At 62.8% G+C, this 20,743-nt stretch carries 13 protein-coding genes; 10 read left to right on the top strand and 3 right to left on the bottom strand.

The window, feature by feature from the left end:
• Positions 1–176: 176 nt before the first annotated feature.
• Positions 177–3,197, top strand: coding sequence for an autotransporter domain-containing protein (locus AO356_RS27035; RefSeq protein ID WP_420480623.1), 3,021 nt, complete (start codon positions 177–179; stop codon positions 3,195–3,197).
• 169 nt (positions 3,198–3,366) lie between these two features.
• On the top strand, positions 3,367–5,220 hold the full coding sequence (locus tag AO356_RS27030; RefSeq protein ID WP_060742407.1) for a polyurethanase: 1,854 nt from the start codon (positions 3,367–3,369) through the stop codon (positions 5,218–5,220).
• 127 nt (positions 5,221–5,347) lie between these two features.
• On the opposite strand, the gene AO356_RS27025 is transcribed toward AO356_RS27030, so the two are convergent.
• Positions 5,348–5,572, bottom strand: coding sequence for a YgdI/YgdR family lipoprotein (locus AO356_RS27025; protein WP_060743223.1), 225 nt, complete (start codon positions 5,570–5,572; stop codon positions 5,348–5,350).
• A gap of 223 nt (positions 5,573–5,795) precedes the next feature.
• Between AO356_RS27025 and AO356_RS27020 the strand changes: the two genes are divergently transcribed.
• The 3 genes from AO356_RS27020 (at position 5,796) to AO356_RS27010 (ending at position 11,907) form a co-directional block, all read left to right on the top strand.
• A complete protein-coding gene (locus AO356_RS27020; RefSeq protein WP_060742406.1) occupies positions 5,796–7,526 on the top strand; it encodes a VRR-NUC domain-containing protein in 1,731 nt (576 codons plus the stop codon).
• A complete protein-coding gene (locus AO356_RS27015; protein ID WP_060742405.1) occupies positions 7,523–9,865 on the top strand; it encodes an ATP-dependent DNA helicase in 2,343 nt (780 codons plus the stop codon). Before AO356_RS27020 ends, AO356_RS27015 begins: the two co-directional genes overlap by 4 nt.
• 113 nt (positions 9,866–9,978) lie before the next feature.
• A complete protein-coding gene (locus tag AO356_RS27010; protein ID WP_060742404.1) occupies positions 9,979–11,907 on the top strand; it encodes a hybrid sensor histidine kinase/response regulator in 1,929 nt (642 codons plus the stop codon).
• 121 nt (positions 11,908–12,028) lie between these two features.
• On the opposite strand, the gene AO356_RS27005 is transcribed toward AO356_RS27010, so the two are convergent.
• Positions 12,029–12,259, bottom strand: coding sequence for a hypothetical protein (locus AO356_RS27005; protein ID WP_060742403.1), 231 nt, complete (start codon positions 12,257–12,259; stop codon positions 12,029–12,031).
• Between the two features lie 153 nt (positions 12,260–12,412).
• Between AO356_RS27005 and AO356_RS27000 the strand changes: the two genes are divergently transcribed.
• Positions 12,413–12,949, top strand: coding sequence for a hypothetical protein (locus AO356_RS27000; RefSeq protein ID WP_060742402.1), 537 nt, complete (start codon positions 12,413–12,415; stop codon positions 12,947–12,949).
• Positions 12,950–12,961: 12 nt separating this feature from the next.
• Here AO356_RS27000 and AO356_RS26995 read toward each other — a convergent pair whose 3' ends face one another.
• Entirely contained in the window at positions 12,962–14,299 is a 1,338-nt protein-coding gene (locus AO356_RS26995) for a cation:proton antiporter (RefSeq protein WP_060742401.1), read from the bottom strand.
• A 192-nt stretch (positions 14,300–14,491) separates the two neighbouring features.
• Here AO356_RS26995 and AO356_RS26990 point away from each other — a divergent pair, with 192 nt between their 5' ends.
• From AO356_RS26990 to ligD, 4 genes are read left to right on the top strand one after another with little or no spacing between them, the layout of a single operon-like run.
• Positions 14,492–15,877 (top strand): iron-containing redox enzyme family protein, encoded by a 1,386-nt coding sequence (locus AO356_RS26990; RefSeq protein ID WP_060742400.1) that lies wholly within the window; start codon positions 14,492–14,494, stop codon positions 15,875–15,877.
• Positions 15,878–15,887: 10 nt separating this feature from the next.
• Positions 15,888–16,901 (top strand): methyltransferase, encoded by a 1,014-nt coding sequence (locus AO356_RS26985; RefSeq protein ID WP_060742399.1) that lies wholly within the window; start codon positions 15,888–15,890, stop codon positions 16,899–16,901.
• Positions 16,873–18,036, top strand: a complete 1,164-nt coding sequence (locus tag AO356_RS26980; protein WP_060742398.1) for a carboxylate-amine ligase — start codon at positions 16,873–16,875, stop codon at positions 18,034–18,036. The genes AO356_RS26985 and AO356_RS26980 overlap by 29 nt, the downstream gene beginning before the upstream one ends.
• On the top strand, positions 18,033–20,645 hold the full coding sequence (gene ligD / locus AO356_RS26975; RefSeq protein ID WP_060742397.1) for a DNA ligase D: 2,613 nt from the start codon (positions 18,033–18,035) through the stop codon (positions 20,643–20,645). The genes AO356_RS26980 and ligD overlap by 4 nt, the downstream gene beginning before the upstream one ends.
• Positions 20,646–20,743: the final 98 nt, after the last annotated feature.

Here is a 20,743-nt window from a genome sequence, read left to right as displayed (position 1 = left end):
CGCAGGCTTTTTTGGGGCCGCTGCGCAGCCCAGCGGGAGCAAGCTCCCTCGCCACAGAAGCCAAGCAAACACAGGATTTTTGCAACAACTAAGGATGGTTCGTGATGAAAATCGATAACAAAAAACACCCCAGGCCGGCAGGTCGCCTGTTTCTGCTCAAGGCCCTCAACCGCGCCATGCTCTGCGCACTGGCGACCTTGGGCACGGCCCAGGCGGCGCCTTATGTCGAGAGCGGCAGGGCGGGTGACCCGGACAGCTGGCGCAGCGGCGAATTCAACGCCGAATGGGGGTTGGGAGCGATCAACGCGCAGCAGGCCTACGCCGCCGGCTACACCGGCAAGGGCGTCAAGCTGGGGATCTTCGACCAGCCGGTCTACGCGGCCCACCCGGAGTTCTCCGGCACCGGCAAAGTCGTGACCTTGGTTACCAGCGGCATTCGTGAATACACCGATCCCTACATCCCGGTAAAGGCCGGTGATCCATTCCGCTACGACGGTTCACCCACCGTCGGCTCGGACGGTAAGCTGGGGTCCCATGGCACCCATGTCGGCGGGATCGCCGCCGGCAGCCGCGACGGCAGCCCGATGCACGGCGTGGCGTTCGATGCACAGATCATCAGCGCTGACAACGGCGACCCGGGGCCCGAAGACGGTATCATCCGCGGCAACGATGGCGCGGTGTACAAGGCCGGTTGGGACGCGCTGATCGCCAGCGGCGCACGGATCATCAACAACAGCTGGGGCATTGGTATCACCGACCGCTTCGACCAGGGCGGTCGCGATCCGGCGTTCCCGCACTTCACCGTGCAGGATGCGCAACTGCAATTCGATCAGATCAAACCGCTGTTGGGCACCAAGCCCGGCGGCGCCTACGAGGGGGCCATCGCCGCGGCCCGCAGCGGGATCGTGACGATCTTCGCCGCAGGCAACGACTACAACCTCAATAATCCCGATGCCATCGCGGGCCTGGCGTACTTCGTCCCGGACATCGCGCCGAACTGGCTCACCGTGGCGGCGCTGCAGGTCAACCCGGACAGCGCCAGCGCCGATCCGTACACCATCAGTACCTTCTCGTCGCGCTGCGGCTACACCGCCAGTTTCTGCGTGTCGGCACCGGGCACCCGGGTCTACAGCGCGGTGATCGGCGGTACCCGTGCCGACGACCTGACCGTGGGCTACGCCAACAAGAGCGGCACGTCCATGGCCGCGCCCCATGTCGCCGGCAGCGTGGCGGTGTTGATGGAGCGTTTCCCCTATATGACCGGCGCCCAGGTCGCGAGCGTGCTGCGTACCACCGCCACCGACATGGGCGCGCCGGGCGTCGATTCGTTGTACGGCTGGGGCATGATCAACCTCGGCAAGGCCATCGACGGTCCGTCGATGCTGGTGACCGAACAGGACATCCCCGCGGAGTTTCGCATCGATGGTGCCTATGGCTCCGGTCAGTTCGTGGCGGACTTGCCGGGCATCGGCGCGATCATCGATGCCGGCAAACCCACGGAACGGGTGTGCAGCGGCATCCAATGTGGCCTGGACGTTTGGCGCAACGACATCGCCGGTCACGGCGGGCTGACCAAGGAAGGCATCGGCACCCTGGTGCTCACCGGCGAAAACACCTACAGCGGGCCGACCCTGGTCAATCAAGGTCGACTGGCGATCAATGGCTCGCTGGCGTCGGCGGTTACCGTCAACGACGGCGGTATCCTCGGCGGCAACGGGCGCATCGCCAGCCTGACCGCCAGCCGCGGCGGCAGCGTGGCGCCGGGCAACTCCATCGGCACCTTGCAAGTGGCCGGCGACGTGACGTTCCAACCCGGTTCGAATTACGCGGTGGAAGTCTCACCCACCTCCAGCGACCTGATCGTGGCGGGCGGCAAGGCGTCCATTGACGGGGCGACGGTGTCGCTGTCCTTGGAAAACAGCCCGACGCTGCTGACGGCTGGCGAAGTGAAGAGCTTGCTGGGCAGGCAGTTCAATATCTTGCAGGCCGCTGGTGGCATTGATGGGCGTTTCGCTGAAGTCTTGCCCAACTACGCGTTTCTGGGGGGCGACCTGGCGTACAGCGCCAGCGGCATTCAACTGGCGGTCGAGCGTAACGACGCGTCATTTGCCAGCCTCGGCTTGACGCCCAACCAGCGCTCCGTGGCCACTGCCGCCGAGCAATTGGGCGCTGGCAACGGGTTGTACGAGGCCTTGCTGCTGGCACCCAGCGCCGCCGTGGCACAGCAGGCGTTCCAGCAGTTGTCCGGTGAAATCCATCCGGCCATCGGCACGCTGCTGATCAATGACAGCCGTCAATTGCGCGACGCGGTGGGTGATCGCCTGCGCCAGGGCGCGCTCTATGACGCCGGGACGCCGACCGACACTGGTAGCAATGCCTGGTTCAAAGTGCTGGGCGCTTGGGGCAAGAACGAGGGTGGACACGATCAAGCCAGTACCACCAGCTCCATCGGTGGGTTGCTGGCCGGTGTCGATGGCCTGATCGGCGACCAGACACGCCTGGGCTTCGTCACCGGCTACAGCGACAGTTCGTTGAGCATGGGCGATGGCACCCATTCCTCGGCCAAGGCCGACAGCTATCACCTGGGTGTCTATGTGGGGCATGAGATCGACGCGCTGCGCCTGACCGCCGGCGGCGCCCACAGCTGGCATCGCATCGACGTCAAGCGTGACCTGCAATGGGGCGACGTCAGTGGCCGGGAGAAAACCAAGCGCGATGCCCGGACCACCCAGCTCTTCACCGAAGCGGCGTATCGCCTGGACGGGCAAGCGGTGGCCCTGGAACCGTTCGCCAACCTGGCCTATGTGCACCTGGACAGCGACAGCTTCCATGAGAAAGGCGACAACGCGGCCCTGCACGGTGGCGACGACCGTCGCGATGCCGTGCTCTCGACCCTGGGGCTGCGGGCCAGCCACACCCTGGCGCTGTCGGATCAACAGCAACTGCAGCTGTCCGGCTCCCTCGGCTGGCAGCACAACCTGAGCCATACCACGTCCGAACAGGACCTGGCCTTCGCCGGCAGCAGCAACACCTTCGCGGTGCAGAGCGTGTCCATGGACCGTAACGCCGCCGTGGTCGGCGCCCGTGCCGGGCTCGCGGTCGCCAAGGATGTGCGGGTCAACCTCGACTACAACGGCCTGATCGGCTCCCGGGATAAAACCCACGGCGTGGGCCTGACCCTGGATTGGCAGTTCTGACCAAGAAGAAGGGCTGGACATACCCCTGTGGCGAGGGAGCTTGCTCGCGCTGGAGTGCGAAGCGCTCCCCAGGACGGCTGCTACGCACCCGAGCGGGAGCAAGCGCCCTCGCCACAAAAACTGTACCTCCCAGTTCTGGCATTCCAACAACAAAAAGAGAGCAACAACCATGGGTATCTACGACTACAAGAACCTCGGCACCACCGAATCCAAGGCACTGGTCAGCGACGCAATGGCGATCATGCTGTACGCCTACCACAACCTCGACCACGGCTTTGCCGCCGGGTACCAGCACAACGGCTTCGGTGCCGGCCTGCCGGCGACCCTGGTCACCGCGCTGCTGGGGGGCACCGATTCCCAAGGGGTGATTCCCGGCGTGCCGTGGAACCCGGATTCGGAAAAACTGGCCCTGGAAGCGGTGCAGAAGGCTGGCTGGACGCCCATCAGCGCCACGCAACTGGGCTACGCCGGCAAGGTGGATGGCCGCGGGACGTTTTTTGGTGAGAAAACCGGCTACACCACCGCGCAGGTCGAGATCCTCGGCAAGTACGACAGCGCGGGTCACCTGCAGGAAATCGGTGTGTCGTTTCGCGGCACCAGCGGCCCTCGGGAAAACCTGATTGGCGATTCCATTGGCGACGTGATCAACGACCTGATGGCCGCCCTGGGGCCCAAGGACTATGCAAAAAACTACGCCGGCGAAGCCTTTGGCAACCTGCTGGGGGACGTCGCCAAGTTTGCCCAGGCCCATGGCCTGACGGGGGCGGACGTGCTGGTCAGCGGCCACAGCCTGGGCGGTCTGGCGGTCAACAGCCTGGCGGACTTGAGCACCAGCCAATGGTCGGGGTTCTACGCCGATGCCAATTACATCGCCTACGCTTCGCCGACCCAGAGCAGTACCGATAAGGTCTTGAACATCGGTTACGAGAACGATCCGGTGTTCCGCGCCCTGGACGGCTCGACGTTCAACCTCGCGTCGGTGGGCGTGCACGATGGGCAACAGGAGTCGGCCACCAACAACATCGTCAGCTTCAACGACCACTACGCTTCGGCGGCATGGAACGTCTTGCCGTTTTCCATCCTCAACATCCCCACCTGGATTTCCCACCTGCCCAGCGGTTACAGCGATGGCATGGGCCGAATCATGAACTCGGCGTTCTACGACCTTACCGAAAAAGACTCCACCATTATCGTCGCCAACCTCTCAGACCCCGCCCGGGCCAATACCTGGGTGCAGGACCTCAACCGCAACGCTCAAACCCATACCGGCAGCACATTCATCATCGGCAGCGACAGCAACGACCTGATCCAGGGCGGCCAGGGCAACGACTATCTGGAAGGCCGCGCCGGCGACGACACCTTTCGCGATGGCGGTGGTTACAACGTGATACTGGGCGGGCAGGGCAGCAACAGCCTGCAACTGCAGCAGTCGGTGAAGGATTTCAGTTTCGCCCATGACGGAGTTGGGACGCTGTACCTGCGCGATGCCCATGGCGGGATCAGCATCACCCGCGACATCGGCACGCTGGTCAGCAAGGAGTCCGGGTTGTTCTGGGGGCTGCTCAAGGATGAGGTGAGCCACGGCGTCACCGTCAATGGCCTGGTGGCGGGCGGCAACCTGACGGCGTATGCGTCTTCGGTCAAGGGCAGTGCGGCCAACGACACCCTGGTGGCGAGCGCGAAGGGTGACTGGCTGTTCGGCCAGGACGGCAACGACGTGCTGGTGGGCGGCGCGGGTAACGACACCTTCGTCGGTGGTGCGGGCAACGACCTGATGCAATCGGGCGGTGGTAACGACACCTTCCTGTTCAATGGTGCGTTCGGCCAGGATAGGATCAGCGGTTATGAGGCGGGGGACAAGCTGGTGTTCCTCGGTGTACCCGGCGCCGGGGCAGCTCATGACTACAGGGAGCACCTGTCACAGGTGGGCAGTGACACGCTGCTCAAGGTCGGTGACAGTTCCGTGACCCTGGTGGGGGTTGCTATCGGTCAGGTTGGCGGCGAAGGGATCGTGTTCGCCTGAGATCGCTATCGCGAGCAAGCTCGCTCCCACAGTGGTTCACAGGTGTACGCAGGATTTGTGTTCACCACCGGACTTTGTGGGAGCGAGCTTGCTCGCGATGGCCGCCTGCCAGGCGAGTCACTGGGAATCAGTCTTCCTTGCGAATGGTCGCCACATCATCGGCGCGGACCCGGACTTTCCTGCCGGAAATATCCTCGAATTCGTAGAAGCCGTCGGCGGTACGGGTGTTAGGGGTGTCCTTGGTCAAATACTGGGTACCGTTTTGCAAGGTCACTACCGTGGGCGACGCGCAGCCAGCCAGAGCCATAAATGCCACGGCGACCAGGGGTACGCCCAGAAACCTGATGTTCATAACCATAACCTCTCAATCAAAAGGACACGGAGCAACTGATTCGACCGCGCCATCACATTAGCTAACCGCCATTGGTCTCGCTTGCCGTAGGAAAGTTCATCGCTAGCTGAAGGATTTCACGTTAAATATAGGAGACCGTTCATCTTTTGCGGTTGCCTGAGCGGTTTACAGCTGTTATCTGTATGCATAACCAGTACCTCCGACACCCTTGGCGTTTCTTCCCGTGGCAACCCGTTCTCTCGACGATCCGTATTACTACCTGAACAACTTCCAGCAAGTGCTCGCGTGGTTGAGCCAGCGTTATGCGGACGTGCTCAGCCACGAAGAGCAGCGCTTCATCGACGATTTCGCCGCGCTGCCCCGTGCTTCCCAAGGCTTGTTGGTGCGGATGGTGATGCGCAAGGGGCTGCGGTTTCGTCATAGCAAGCTGAGTTACCCGGAAATCGGCGACATTGGCGCCGCCGTCGCGCCGCTATTGGCCTTGGGATGGGTCGAGGAACAGGCCCCCATCGGGCTCGTTGAACTGTTCGACGTGCTGCTCAAGGCGGAAATCCTTCTATGCCTGGGTCACCTGATCGAACACCCCAAGGCGAAAAAGACCGAATGGCTCCAGGCCCTGGATAATCACCCCAGCCCGCTCCAGCCTTTTCGTACCTGGTGTCCGCAGCTTGACGAGCGCCTGTACAGCCTGACGATCATGGACCTGTGCGACAGGCTGCGCTTGATGTTCTTTGGCAACCTCTACCAGGATTGGTCGGAATTCGTCCTGGCGGACCTGGGCATCTTCACCTACGAAACCGTTGAGTTCAGCGCCGAGTCACGGGGCTTGCGCAGTCGCGAAGACGTCGATGCCTGCCTGTTCCTGCACGACTGCCAGCAGCGCTTCGAAGCCGGCGAGCCCCTGGAAGATATCGTCGCCCAGGTCAACGAACTGTCCTTGGAAAATCCGTGGCTGGAGCGACGCCGGGGCAAGTTGTTGTTCCAGATCGGCCAGCATGGCGAGCGTATCGGCGATTTCGCCTTGGCTTTGTGCATCTATCGCGATTGCACCTACCCGGGCGCGCGGCTGCGGATGGTCCGGGTATTGGAGCGAATCGGCGAGTATGCCCTGGCCCTTGAACTGGGCGAGGCGGCGGCGCAGACACCACAGAGCGCTGCCGAAACCCAGGCCTTGCTTCGGATCGTGCCTCGTCTGCGGCGCAAGCTGGGCGGCCCGCCAGTGCCACGGGTCATGGCTCGGGAAGTGGAGCGCCTGGAACTGCATCTGCCGCGCGTCGATCCGGGCCTGTCGGTGGAATACCACGTCCAGGCCCACCTGCACGATGAAACCGCGCCGGTGCATTACGTCGAGAACAGCCTGATCAATTCACTGTTCGGCCTGCTGTGCTGGCCAGCGATCTTCGCGCCGTTGCCGGGCGCGTTTTTCCACCCGTTCCAGCGTGGGCCGGTCGACCTGCTCAATGAAGATTTCCATGCCCGTCGCGCCGAGTTGTTCGCGGCCTGCCTGGCAGAGTTGGACGATGGCCGCTATCGGCAGACCATCGGTCGTCGTTACGTTGAAAAGTGGGGCGTGCAATCGCCTTTCGTGTTCTGGGGCGCCTTGTCCGAGCCCTTGCTGGAACAGGCCCTCGATTGCTTGCCGGCCGAGCACCTCAAGCACTGGTTCCAGCGCCTGCTGCTGGACATCAAGGCCAACCGCGCCGGCATGCCGGACCTGATCCAGTTCTGGCCGCAACACAAGACTTACCGCATGATCGAAGTCAAAGGCCCCGGTGACCGCCTGCAAGACAACCAATTGCGTTGGCTGGAGTTCTGTCACGAGCACCAGATGCCCGTCGCCGTTTGCTATGTGCAATGGGCAGCGTCTGCCATCGCGAGCGAGCTCGCTCCCGCAGAAGACGAGCCACCCCAGATCATCTATGGGAGCGAGCTTGCTCGCGATGGGCGCACATGAGCCCGACACCCGGCTACAGCATCGCCGTGCGGGCGCTGTGTGAATTCACCGCCAAGGTGGGCGACCTTGACCTGCGCTTCACCCCCTCGCCGACAGCCCTGGAAGGCATCGCCGGCCATCGCACCGTCGCCTCGCGGCGCACCGAGGGTTATCAGGCTGAAGTGGCCCTCGAAGGTCACTGGCAAACATTGACGGTCAAAGGCCGGGCCGACGGCTACGACCCGGTCCGCCAGTGCCTTGAAGAGGTGAAGACCTATCGGGGCGACCTGAGCAAGCAGCCGACCAACCATCGCCAGTTGCATTGGGCCCAGGCGAAAATCTATGGCTGGCTGATGTGCCAAAAGCTGCAGTTGCCGCACATCGACGTGGCGCTAGTGTATTTCGACATCGTCAGCGAAAAGGAAACCTGCCTCACCCAACGCTTCGAGGCGGCCCAGTTGCAAACCTTCTTCGAAGCACAATGCGCGCTGTTCCTGGCCTGGGCCGAGCAGGAAATGGCCCATCGGCAGGCGCGTAACCTCGGCGCGCAGGCCCTGGTCTTCCCCCATGCGGGTTTCAGGCCCGGGCAACGGCACTTGGCCGAGTCGGTGTTCAAGGCAATCAGTACCGGCCGCTGCCTGATGGCCCAGGCGCCCACCGGCATCGGCAAGACCGTCGGCACCTTGTTCCCGATGCTCAAGGCGTTGGCGCCCCAGCAACTGGACAAAGTGTACTTCCTCACGGCGAAAACCCCGGGGCGCAAGCTGGCCCTGGATGCGGCACGCGTGATTACCCGCAGCGCGCCGTCGATGCCGCTGCGGGTGCTGGAAATGATCGCCCGGGACAAGGCCTGCGAACACCCGGACAACGCCTGCCATGGCGAGTCCTGTCCGCTGGCCCGAGGTTTCTATGACCGCCTGCCGGGCGCCCGGGCGGCGGCAAGCCAAGTCTGCTGGCTGGATCAGGCGGCATTGCGCGACATTGCATTGGCCCATGAGGTGTGCCCGTATTACCTCAGCCAGGAAATGGCCCGTTGGGCCGACGTGGTGGTGGCCGACTACAACTATTACTTCGACTTCAGCGCCTTGCTCTTTGGCCTGGCCCAGGCCAATGGCTGGACAGTCGCGACCCTGGTGGACGAGGCCCATAACCTGGTGGAACGCGGGCGGCAGATGTACAGCGCGACCCTTGACCAGGCCACGTTGAGCAGCGTGCGCAAAACCGCCCCCGAACCGCTGAAGAAATCCCTGGAGCGGTTCAATCGCCAGTGGAACGCCTTGCATACGTCCCAGATGGCGGCCTATCAGGCCTATGAAAAACTGCCGGAAAAGTTGCTCCAGGCCTTGGCCACCTGTACCACCGCCATCGGCGATTACCTCAACGATCACCCCCAGGGCCTGGACAGTGGCTTACAGGCGTTCTACTTCGACGCCTTGCAGTTCGGCCGGGTGGCGGAAGCCTTCGACGAGCACTTTCTGTTCGACATCCACAAGCGCGAACTCGGCCGCCAGCGCAGCCTGTCGACGCTGTGCCTGCGCAACGTGGTGCCGGCCGCGTTCCTGCGGCCCAGGCTGACGGCGGCCCGCAGCACCGTGCTGTTTTCGGCGACCCTGAGCCCTCGACATTACTACGCAGACTTGCTGGGAACGCCGGGCGATACGGTGTGGATCGATGTCGAATCGCCGTTCAAGGCCGAGCAGCTGGACGTACAGGTGGTCAGCCGCATCTCCACGCGCTTTGCCCATCGCCAGGCGTCCCTGGAACCGATTGTCACGTTGATGGCCCGCCAGTTCAGCGAGCGCCCGGGCAACTACCTGGCCTTTTTCAGCAGTTTCGATTACTTGCAGCAAGTGGCCGGGCTGTTTGCCGAGCGGCACCCGCAGATCGCCCTCTGGACGCAATCGCGGGGCATGGGCGAAGCCCCCCGGCAGGCGTTTCTCGAACGATTCATGGAACACAGCCAAGGCATTGGCTTTGCGGTGCTGGGCGGCGCGTTCGGCGAGGGCATCGACTTGCCGGGTTCACGCCTGATCGGTGCGTTCATCGCTACCTTGGGGCTGGCGCAGTTCAACCCGGTCAATGAGCAGATGAAGCAACGCATGGCGGCGATCTTCGGCGATGGCTATGACTACACTTACCTGTATCCCGGATTGCAGAAGGTCGTACAGGCGGCAGGCCGCGTGATCCGTACCCAACAGGATAGCGGGGTGGTGATGCTGATCGATGATCGGTTTGGCGAGGCCAGGGTGCAGCAGCTATTGCCGCGCTGGTGGTCAGTTACCCAAGAGGCCCACAAATCCCCTTGTGGGAGCGAGCTTGCTCGCGATGGCAGACTGTCAGCCAGCATTGATGCAAACTGACCCACCACTATCGCGAGCAAGCTCGCTCCCACAGGGTGGAAGGCTTGAAGATTTTTCCTGGCACCCGACTTGTTCCATAATCCGTAAAAAATCCACACGGATGCCCCGGCCAGATGCTCGAGAACGCCCCCAAGATCCCGCTCATGAACGAAGAACAGCGCTTTCGCCTGCTCATCGACGCGGTGGTCGACTACGCCATCTACATGACCGACCCTTCGGGCATCATCACCAGTTGGAACTCTGGCGCCAGGCGTTTCAAGGGTTACGAGGAGTCCGAGATCCTCGGCCAGCATTTCTCCCGTTTCTACACCGACCAGGACCGCGCCGCCGGCCTGCCGCAACGGGCGCTGGATACGGCCCTGCATGAGGGGCGTTTCGAAGGCGAGGGCTGGCGGGTGCGCAAGGACGGCACGCTGTTCTGGTCCCATGTGGTGATCGACCCGATCATCGACAGCCAGAGTGGTACCTTGCTCGGCTTCGCCAAGATCACCCGCGACCTGACCGACCGCAAGATGGCCGAGGAAACCCTCAAGCAAAGCGAGCAGCAGTTTCGCCTGCTGGTGCAAAGCGTCACCGACTACGCCATCTACATGCTCGACCCGCAAGGTCAGGTCACCAACTGGAACCTGGGGGCGCAGCGGATCAAGGGGTATCTTCCGGTGGAAGCCATCGGCCGGCATTTCTCGATGTTCTACACCCCCGAGGATCGCGATGCCGGCGAGCCGCAGCGCGCGTTGAGCATCGCCGCCAGCGAAGGGCGTTTCGAGAAAAAGGGCTGGCGCATGCGCAAGGATGGCACGCGGTTCATGGCCCACGTGGTCATCGATGCGATTCGCAGCGATACCGGCGCGCTGCTGGGGTTTGCCAAGATCACCCGCGACATCACCGATGCCACCCAAGCCCAGCAGGCCCTTGAACAGGCCCGTGAGGCGTTGTTTCAATCCCAGAAACTGCAAGCCATCGGTCAGCTCAGCGGTGGTATTGCCCATGATTTCAATAACCTGTTGACGGTCATCCTTGGCAACCTGGAAATCGTGCGCAAGCGCATGCCCAGCGAGCCGAAACTCACTCAGTTGCTGGACAACGCGACCCAGGGCGCGCTGCGCGGGGTTTCGCTGACCCAACGCATGCTGGCGTTTGCCCGGCGGCAGAAACTGACCTACGAATCGGTCGAGCTATCGGCCCTGGTACAGGGCATCAGCGGCCTGCTGCAAAGCTCCCTGGGCCCGTCGATACACATCCAGACCCGTTTCGCCGACGCGCTGTCGCCCGTGCTGGCCGATGTCAATCAACTGGAACTGGCGATCCTAAACCTGGCGACCAACGCCCGGGACGCCATGCCCCATGGCGGCCAGATCGTCATTGCCGCCGAGGAACGGCAAGGGGCTGATGCCGGACCGGACCAGCCGATGCCCCCCGGACGCTACATCTGCCTGGCGATGACCGATGAAGGCGAGGGCATGGACGACGCCACGCTGGCCTCGGCCGTGGACCCATTCTTCACCACCAAGGGTGTCGGCAAGGGCACGGGGTTGGGGCTGTCCATGGTGCATGGCCTGGCGGAACAGTTGGGTGGCCGCCTGATACTCAAAAGCCAGAAAGGCCTGGGGACCACCGCCGAATTGTGGTTGCCGGTGGCCGGCGATGCGGCCCCTGGCAAAGCGGCGATCGAAGAGGCGGCGCCGCCGGTCCACGAGTTGAAAGTGCTGGTGGTCGACGATGACAGCCTGGTATTGACCAGCACTCGCTTGTTGATCGAAGACCTGGGGCATCGAGTCCTTTGCGCCCCATCGGGGGCTCAGGCGCTGGAGCTGTACGAGCGCAACCCGGACATCGACCTGGTGATCACCGACATGGCCATGCCGCAGATGGACGGCGCGCAGTTGGCGAAATTGTTGCGCGACCGCCAACCGACCTTGCCCATCATCCTGGCCACCGGCTATGCCGAACGCCTGGAAGGTTTCGCCACGCAACTGCCTCGGTTGATCAAGCCGTTCAAGCAGATTGACCTGATGCAGGTCATTGGGCAGACGATGAAATAGTCAGCCTCCTGTGGCGAGGGAACTTGCTCCCGCTGGGTCGCGCAGCGGCCCCTATGTCGCGAGCGCTTCGCACTCGAGCGGGAGCAAGCTCCCTCGCCACAAGAGCAGGCGCTTATGGCGTTTATTCAGTGTTCTTCTTGAACCCACGCAAATTCATCGCACACAAGCAAAACTGCAACACGATCAATGCATACGCATGGGTATGCAGCCCCCAGACCACCCACAGAATATTGCTCGCGATAAAACAACTGAATCCCGCCACCCTGCGGCGGGGTTGGCGTGAGCCGATCAACCAGGCGGCCAGCACCGTGACGAGCATCGCCGGCCATTGCACCCATCCCAGATAATCCACGCAGCGGTCCTCTTGCCCTTTACACATAAAAGACCTTGGCGGTCGGACAGCGTTTCCTCGGACTTCGCTGCACCTGTGGTCCATTGGCTTGAACTTGCCACGCGCCGGGTTCTTCTAACGAGTCCGAATCATCATCGAGGCACCGCCTGCGCAATGCCCAGAATACTCACCGGGCCTACCCCGGAAGAAGAACTGACGGAACACAACGCCAAACTGTTCGGCTCGCCCAAGGAGCGACTGGACTTCTATCGTCGGGAGATCCAATACGAAACCAGCATCCTGGCCAATCGAACCGATGCTTACCTGGCGGCCCAATCCTTCCTGGTGATCGCCTTTGCCTCGTGCATGGCCAACCTGAACCCGGAGTGGGGCAAGTTGTTCACGCTGATCGTGCCGCCATTCCTGGCCTTGCTGGGATTCCTCAGCTCGCTCAATGCCTGGCCGGGCATCAAGGCGGCCTACGAGATCATCGATCACTGGCATTTCAAGCAGAGCGAACTGTTGCGCGCCGAACCCTTGATGGGCCTGGCCTACGACGAATCGCCGCTGTTCAGCGAGCGGGAATCGACCCACAAGGGCTACCGCAAGTCGTTGCTGTTCTCGGTGCGTACCCCTTGGATCTTCGCCACCTTCTGGGTATTGCTGGGGGCGTACTCGGTCTATATCCAGCTGAGCAACCCAGGCGGTTGAGGCACACTCGCCTCAACTCGACTGCTTACGGCGCTCATACCATGCCAACGTCGGCTGGGTCGTGATGCCATGCACCAGAATGCTCAAGGCCACCACCGACAGGGTGAGGTCGATGCACAGTTGCGCCACCGCTGGCGGCAGGTCATGGTTCAAGGCGAAGAACAGATAAAACAGGCTGCCGATCCCGCGAATGCCAAACCAGCCGATCAGCAGCCGTTGCGGTCCGTCGAGCAATCGCCGCCAGGGCACCACCAGCACACTCAGCGGGCGAATCACGAAAAACAGCAGGGCACCGATCGCCACGGCTCGCCAGTCCCAATGGTTGGCTAGCACGACCCCCAGCAGGGTCACCAGGAAGACTTCCATCGACCGCTCCACCAAGCTGCCAAACGCCAGCATGTCGCTCATCATCACCCCAGCGGCCAATTGACCATCGCCCAACGTCTCGGTATCGCCCACGACGGCCTGTCGGGGCTCGACGGTTTCGTGGCCCACCACCGGCTGCACCAGGTGTTCTGCCGGTAGCGCCCCTTCATCAGTGGATTGGACCTCGGCCTGACGCAGCCCCAAGCCGGCGGCGAACACCGAGAGAAAGCCATAGCCCTGGATCCACTCAGCCACGACGTAGGCCAGGGCAATCAGTGCCAGGGCCAGGTAATCATTGGGCGACAAGGTGCTGTCGGCATTCCTGATGCGCATCGACAGGGTCAGCTTGCCGATGCCGCGGCCCATCCAGTAGCCGACCAGCAACCCGGCCGGCACCGCCCACAGGACGTTGTGCAGCAGCCATTCACCGAGAAAACCGCTGCCGTCCTCCCGCAGCATCAACAAGCCGAGGATCACAAAGGGAAACGCCGTGCCGTCGTTCAGTCCCGCTTCGCCCGACAGGCCGAATCGCACCCGGTCGTCATCCCGGGCATCGTTGACCTGCACCAGTGCCGCCAGTACCGGGTCGGTGGGCGCCAGCATCGCGCCGATCAGCATCGACACGCCCCAACCCAGGCCCAACAGATAGTGCAACGCCAGGCACAGGCCGGCGATGCACAGGATCATCACCGGCCCGGCCAGCCCATAGGCCACGCGCCAGGTACGGTCCTTGAGAGGCAGGCGCAACTTGAGGCCGCTGACGAACAGCGAAAACACCACCGCGATTTCCGTGAGGTGTTCCATCCAGACCGACGAGTCGCTGATGTCCAGCTTCAGCACGTCCAGCCCCAGCGGCCCGATGGCGACACCCAGCACCAGGCACATCGCCGAGGTGGTGACCGGCATCCAGCGCAGATAAGAGGAGGTCAGGGCCAGGGTCAGCAACACCGCGCCGAGCACCGCTACCCATACTGTGAACGTCATCGTTGCTCCTTGGATAGCGACTGGTGGCTCTCAGTATTCGAGGCCCGGAGCGAAGCGAGGGTTCCCACCAAAGCAGCAGGCCTCCGTTTATCCGCCTGCCATTTAATCCAACGGAATTTTTCGCCGTTCCCCGCGCTCTGCAACAGAAGAGACGTTCTGATTCAGCGTCCGCCAAGAACCCGAGAGGCCCTTATGACTGCGCTGACACCCCTCCAATCCCAGCCGGCCACCGTGCACCCTGTCATCCATAATGGACAGGTGCGCCAATGCTATGAACGGCTGTTCCAGGGCCCCGACGATGCCGACAAGCAAGCCGTCGCCCAAACGTTCCTCCAGCAATGCATCGCCAAAGCCGAGGCGCTCCCCCAGCAGATGCCCTCTGATCCCATGGCGCTGCAGGCCTGGGTCGAACAACACAGCGCCGGCGTGGCCCGGCAATACGCTGACTACCTGGAGCGGCGCAAGAACGGCGGCCCGCGGGAGTTTTTCAGCGGCAAGGCCCATGCCCTGTACTTCATCCAGGCCGTGGCCCCGACCAAACGGGTGGACGGTGCCTGGCTGTATGGCGTGGTCAAGCACTGGCACGACCACCGTTTCGAAGGGTTGCTGTGCACCTACCTGGAAGAACTGGGGGACGGTCATCCCGGACAAAATCATGTGGTGCTCTATCGCAAGTTGCTCGCCGAACACGACCTGTCGGACGCCCCGGACATCGACGACGATCTGTATCTGCAAGGCGCCGTGCAACTGGCCCTGGGCTATGCCGGCGACGAGTACCTGCCGGAGGTCATCGGCTACAACCTGGGCTACGAGCAATTGCCCCTGCATCTGTTGATCAGCGCCTATGAGCTGAGTGAACTGGACATCGATCCGTACTATTTCACCCTCCACGTCACCATCGACAACGCCAGCACCGGCCATGCCCACAAGGCCGTGCAAGCGCTGCTGCAACTGATGCCGATGGAAGCGGACCGCGAGGCCTTCTGGCAGCGAGTCACGCTGGGCTATCGCCTCAACGACCTGGGGCAGGGTAGCCGGGCCATCATCGGCTCGTTCGACCTGGAGCGCGAAGTGCTGGACATGCTCGAACGCAAACGCCCATTCGGTCAGCACATGCATTCCGATTACTGCAAATTCGAAGGCAAGACCGTCAACCAGTGGCTCTCGGCGCCGGGCCAGTTGGAGGGGTTCCTGACGGCCATGCAGAACAAAGGCTGGATCAAGCGCCATGAAGACCCGCAACACAGTCGCTTCTGGACGCTGATCGACGGCGCAGGCGCGGCCATGTTCGGGGTCTTCAGCCCCTACGAAAAACAGCTGCTGCATGACTGGATCGCCGGTGACTGGCTGGACGAGGGCGTGAAGTCCGGCGCCCGGCGTGCTCCGGTTGCGGCCTGCGCCCCCGCGACGCCGATGGACGATCCCGATGTGCAAAACCTGCAACAGGCGCTGCAAGGCCGCACGCCGGACGAGCAGATGCAAGTCCTGATGCCCTGGCTCTGTGCCCGCTGCCACAGCCATCCGGCGGGGCTGCTGGCGACTCGCCGGTTCATCGAACTCAAGTCCGCACTTCGCTAGGGAGCCCTGCATGAATGAAGAAGAACGCCTGTCCGAGCCGGATCTTGCATTGCTGCAACTGGGCCGACGCCTGCAAGCCGACGGCTATCGTTTCATCACCCCGACCCCGTTGACCCATGAACGCGTCAACCAGCGTCCCGGTAATGAACGCGCCAAGACCTTGCGGGACGTGTTCGGCTGGTCGCGGCCGTTTGCGCCGGGGCTGATCAGCACCGACGAACAGCGGCAACTGCAAGACGCCCAGGTGCTGGAAGCACACGACGGCTTGTTGCGTAGCCGGGTGCGCTGGTCGAGCCTGGATGGCTTGCTGTTTGCCCATTCGCAGTTTCCCACGCAAGCCAGCGATGCGGTGTTCTTCGGCCCTGACAGCTATCGTTTCGCCCAACTGATCCATACTCACCTGCAACAGAACTTCACGGCCGTGCAGCGCGCCGTGGACATTGGTTGCGGCGCGGGTGTCGGGGCCATCGTGATTGCCCGCGCCCGTCGTGAAGCGCAAGTGCTGGCCGTGGACATCAACCCCCAAGCCCTGCGCCTGAGCGCCGTGAACGCCGCGCTGGCGGAGGTGGCCAACGTCGAGGTCGCCCGCAGCGACGTGTTGCAGGACGTGCCAGGCCAGTTCGACCTGATCGTCGCCAACCCGCCGTACATGGCTGACCCCTCCGAGCGCGCCTACCGCCATGGCGGCGGCACACTGGGCGCCGGGCTGTCGCTGCGCATCGTCGAGCAGGCCTTGCCCCGGCTCACACCTGGCGGCTCGCTGGTGCTCTACACCGGCGTGGCCATGGTGGATGGGCGCGATCCGTTCCTCGAAGCGCTGGGGCAATGGCGTGACTCGGCGGATTTCGGCTGGACCTACAAGGAATTGGACCCGGACGTGTTCGGTGAAGAACTGCTCACGCCGGGTTATCAGGACGTGGAAAGGATCGCCGTGGTGGCGTTGGTTGTAACCCGCATTGGCGCAGGTCTGGGCGGGGCTATCGGAGGGATTATCGATGAACAGACGCATGAAATTCGGCGTTGAAGAGGAGTATTTCATCACTGACCTGAGCACCCGTTGCATGCCGGGTGCCCCCCCTGCGGAGGCTGTCGCCGCGTGCCAGGCTGAGCTGGGCAAGCATTTCGCCCATGAAATGTTCCAATGCCAGGTGGAAATGGCCTCGCCCATCTTTCGCAGCCTGCCCGAGGCTGCCGACTACCTGAACCAGGTGCGTACGGGCCTGAACCAGCGCTTGGCGCCCTATGGCCTGGGCCTGCTCAGTGCCGGTTCACACCCGATGGCCACCCAGGTGCTGCAACCCACCGACGAGCTGCATTTCCAGCAACTGTTCGATGATTATCAGCGGGTGGCGCGGCGCAGCGTGCTGTCGGGCCTGCATGTCCACGTGGAAGTCCCGGCAACGCAGGATCGGGTGCGGATCATGAATGAGGTCCTGCCGTGGTTGCCGATGTTCCTAGCCCTGAGCGCGTCATCGCCATTCTGGAACGGTGGCTACAGTGGCTTCAGCAGCTATCGACAAGTGGCCTGCGATGAATGGCCGCGCATGGGGGTGCCGGAGTATTTCGAAGATGAGTCGGCGTTCGGCGGCTACGTCGACATGCTCATGCGCACCGGGTCCATTCGCCAGGCCAGCGATTGCTGGTGGGTGATACGACCTTCCTCACGTTATCCCACGTTGGAGCTGCGCATTTGCGATGCCTGCCCGCGGGCGGACGATGTCCTTTGTCTGGTCTCGCTGTTTCGCCTGATGGTGGCCCACGCCGTGACGCAGCGCCGGCCCGGTGCCCGCTACAGCCAGATGTCCCAGTGGATCCTCAAGGAAAACCGCTGGCGGGCCAAGCGCCACGGGATTCTCGCGGAGTTTATCGTCGAGGGGCAGGAACAGCCGATGCTGATCGGGGAATGGCTGACCCTGGCGGAGCAGACTTTCGGTGAAACCGCGGCCGAACTGGGCGTCCAGGACGTGTTCAAGCAGGCCCGCGCGATTGTCCAGGAAGGCACCAGCGCCGATCGGCAAATCGTGCTCTACGAACAAGGCCTGCTGCTGGGCGATTCGGTCGAACAGGCCTTGAGCCGGGTGGTCGATCAGTTGCTCGCGGAAACCGCCGGGAGGCCGGTTGCCGACCCAGCCTTGCAACAGGTCGCAGGTGGTCCATGAGCAGCAAGACCCTGGCTGACTACAACCGCATGCGAGATTTCGCCGCCACCCCGGAACCGGCGGCGAAACGTTCGCGCAGGTCGGCAAAAACCGCCCACGCCTTGCAGTTCTGCATTCAAAAGCACGATGCCTCGCGGCTGCACTACGACTTCCGACTGGAGTTGGACGGCGCGCTCAAGAGCTGGGCGGTGCCCAAGGGGCCGTCCCTGGACCCCAAGGCCAAACGCCTGGCCGTGCATGTCGAAGATCATCCGCTGGATTACGCCACATTCGAGGGCAACATCCCTGAAGGTCACTACGGCGCCGGTGACGTGATCGTCTGGGACCGGGGCGTCTGGATTCCCCAGGGAGACGCCCACGAAGCCTACGAAAAAGGTCGGCTCAAGTTCGAGTTGCAAGGCGAAAAGCTCAACGGCCTGTGGAACCTGGTACGCACCCATATGCCCGGCAAGCAGGAGCAGTGGTTCCTGATCAAGCATCAGGACCAGGCCGCCCGCCCCGAAAGCGAATACGACGTGGTCCAGGCCGAGCCGGACAGCGTGCTCAGCGATCGTACCCTCGTGCCCAAGCGTCGAGGCAAGGCTGTCGCCAAAGCGGTGAAGCAACCGGAAAAAGCCGCGCGGCCGAAATCGCCGAAACGCGCCTCGAAAGGCACCCTCAGCGGGGCGGTCGCCGGGCCGCTGCCAGAAACCCTCAAGCCGGAACTGGCAACCCTGGTGGAAAGCGCGCCCGACGGCGAATGGCTTTATGAGATCAAGTTCGACGGTTACCGGGTCATGGCGCGGATCGAAAACGGCGACGTCAGGCTGCTCACCCGCAACGGCCATGACTGGACCCACAAATTGCCAAGACAGGCCGAGGCCTTGGCCGCGTTGGGGTTGGAATCGGCCTGGCTCGACGGCGAGATGGTCGTCGCCAACGAGCAGGGGGTGCCGGACTTCCAGGCCTTGCAAAACGCCTTCGAAGCCGGCAGCAGCGGCAAGATCGCCTATTACCTGTTCGACGTGCCTTATCTCAATGGCATGGATTTGCGCAACGTGCCGGTGCAAGAGCGCCGGGCCGCCTTGGCCGCCGTGTTGGAGCCCAACGAAAGCCCCTTGTTGCGCTTCTCCGATGCCTTCGAAGAAACCCCTGAAGCGCTGCTAAACAGCGCCTGCCAGATGCAGATGGAAGGGCTGATCGGCAAGCGCGTCGGCAGCACCTATGTGTCCAGGCGCAGCAACGACTGGATCAAGCTCAAATGCAAGAATCGCCAGGAGTTCGTGGTGGTGGGCTTCAGCGATCCCAAAGGCGCCCGCAGTGCTTTCGGTGCCTTGCTGCTGGGGCTGCATGATGCCGACAGCGGCCAGTTGCGCTACGCCGGTAAGGTCGGCACCGGGTTCAACGAAACCACCCTCAAAAGCATCTACCAGCAATTGCTGCCTCTGGAGACGAAAAAAGCCGCCGTGGTGAACCCGCCCACCGGCTACGAAGCCAAGGGCGTGCATTGGCTGGAACCGACGCTGCTGGCCGAAGTGGCCTTTGCCGAAATGACCAAGGAAGGCTCGGTGCGCCATGCGGTCTTCCATGGCTTGCGCAACGACAAGCCGGCCAAGGACATCACTCAGGAGCTTGCCAAACCCGTGAAGAAAACCACTGTGGCGAAAAAAACCAGCACCCCGGATGAACCCGACGCGAAACCGCACAAGGCAAAGACCAGGACAAAAGCCAAGGCCCCGGCCATGGACGGCAAGGTCCGCATCACTCACCCGGAGCGGGTCATCGACGCCAGCAGTGGCACCACCAAGCTGCAGTTGGCCGAGTACTACGCCAGCGTTGCCGAATTCATCCTGCCGGAACTGGAAGATCGCCCGGTCGCCTTGGTCCGGGCGCCGGACGGCATCGCCGGTGAGCTGTTTTTCCAGAAGAACCCCGAGCGCCTGGCGATTCCCGGTATCACCAGCCTGGACAAGGAACTGACCGGGCAACCAGTGATGATCATCAACAACGCCGAGGCGCTGATCGGTGCGGTGCAGATGAGCACGGTGGAACTGCACACCTGGAATGCCACGTCTGTCGACCTGGACAAACCCGACCGCTTCGTCCTCGACCTCGACCCGGACCCGGCGCTGCCCTGGAAAAGCATGGTCGAGGCGACGCAGCTCACCTTGTCGGTGCTCGATGAACTAGGCCTCAAGGCGTTCCTCAAGACCAGCGGCGGCAAGGGCATTCATGTGGTGGTGCCATTGACGCGCAAACTGGGTTGGGACGAGGTCAAGGGCTTCAGTCATGCGATTGTCAGTCACATGGCCAAGCTGCTGCCGGACCGTTTTTCGGCGGTGTCCGGGCCAAAGAACCGGGTAGGGCGGATCTTCATCGATTACCTGCGCAATGGGCTGGGCTCCACGACCATCTGCGCCTACGCCGCCAGGACCCGGGAGGGGTTGCCGGTGTCCGTGCCGATATTTCGTGAGGAGGTGGCTGGGCTCAAGGGGGCGAACCTGTGGAATGTGCACAATGTTCATGAACGTCTGGCGCAGGTGGGGCATGAGCCTTGGGCTGGGCTGAAGAAGACGCGACAGAGTATTACGGCTGAGATGCGCAGGCGTATCGGTATGAAGAAAGTTTAAGGTGTCGCGGCTATACGCCGCAGTTCCTTTGTGGGAGCGAGCTTGCTCGCGAAGAGGCCAGCAAGCCCAATATCCATGTCACTGAACCAGCGCCATCG

Origin of the sequence: Pseudomonas fluorescens (assembly GCF_001307275.1) — a bacterium.
Classification (GTDB): Bacteria; Pseudomonadota; Gammaproteobacteria; order Pseudomonadales; family Pseudomonadaceae; genus Aquipseudomonas; species Aquipseudomonas fluorescens_AA.
Note: the sequence above shows the minus strand (reverse complement) of the source record. Positions and strands in the feature narration are given on the sequence as shown.

Bases quoted from the DNA above. Each gene is read 5' to 3' on its own strand.
- AO356_RS27000 (WP_060742402.1), top strand. From the start codon at position 12,413: ATGCCCAGAATACTCACCGGGCCTACCCCGGAAGAAGAACTGACGGAA.
- AO356_RS26990 (WP_060742400.1), top strand. From the start codon at position 14,492: ATGACTGCGCTGACACCCCTCCAATCCCAGCCGGCCACCGTGCACCCT.
- AO356_RS26995 (WP_060742401.1), bottom strand. From the start codon at position 14,299: ATGACGTTCACAGTATGGGTAGCGGTGCTCGGCGCGGTGTTGCTGACC.
- AO356_RS27025 (WP_060743223.1), bottom strand. From the start codon at position 5,572: ATGAACATCAGGTTTCTGGGCGTACCCCTGGTCGCCGTGGCATTTATG.
- AO356_RS26980 (WP_060742398.1), top strand. From the start codon at position 16,873: ATGAACAGACGCATGAAATTCGGCGTTGAAGAGGAGTATTTCATCACT.
- AO356_RS27030 (WP_060742407.1), top strand. From the start codon at position 3,367: ATGGGTATCTACGACTACAAGAACCTCGGCACCACCGAATCCAAGGCA.
- AO356_RS27015 (WP_060742405.1), top strand. From the start codon at position 7,523: ATGAGCCCGACACCCGGCTACAGCATCGCCGTGCGGGCGCTGTGTGAA.
- ligD (WP_060742397.1), top strand. From the start codon at position 18,033: ATGAGCAGCAAGACCCTGGCTGACTACAACCGCATGCGAGATTTCGCC.
- AO356_RS27010 (WP_060742404.1), top strand. From the start codon at position 9,979: ATGCTCGAGAACGCCCCCAAGATCCCGCTCATGAACGAAGAACAGCGC.
- AO356_RS26985 (WP_060742399.1), top strand. From the start codon at position 15,888: ATGAATGAAGAAGAACGCCTGTCCGAGCCGGATCTTGCATTGCTGCAA.
- AO356_RS27035 (WP_420480623.1), top strand. From the start codon at position 177: ATGCTCTGCGCACTGGCGACCTTGGGCACGGCCCAGGCGGCGCCTTAT.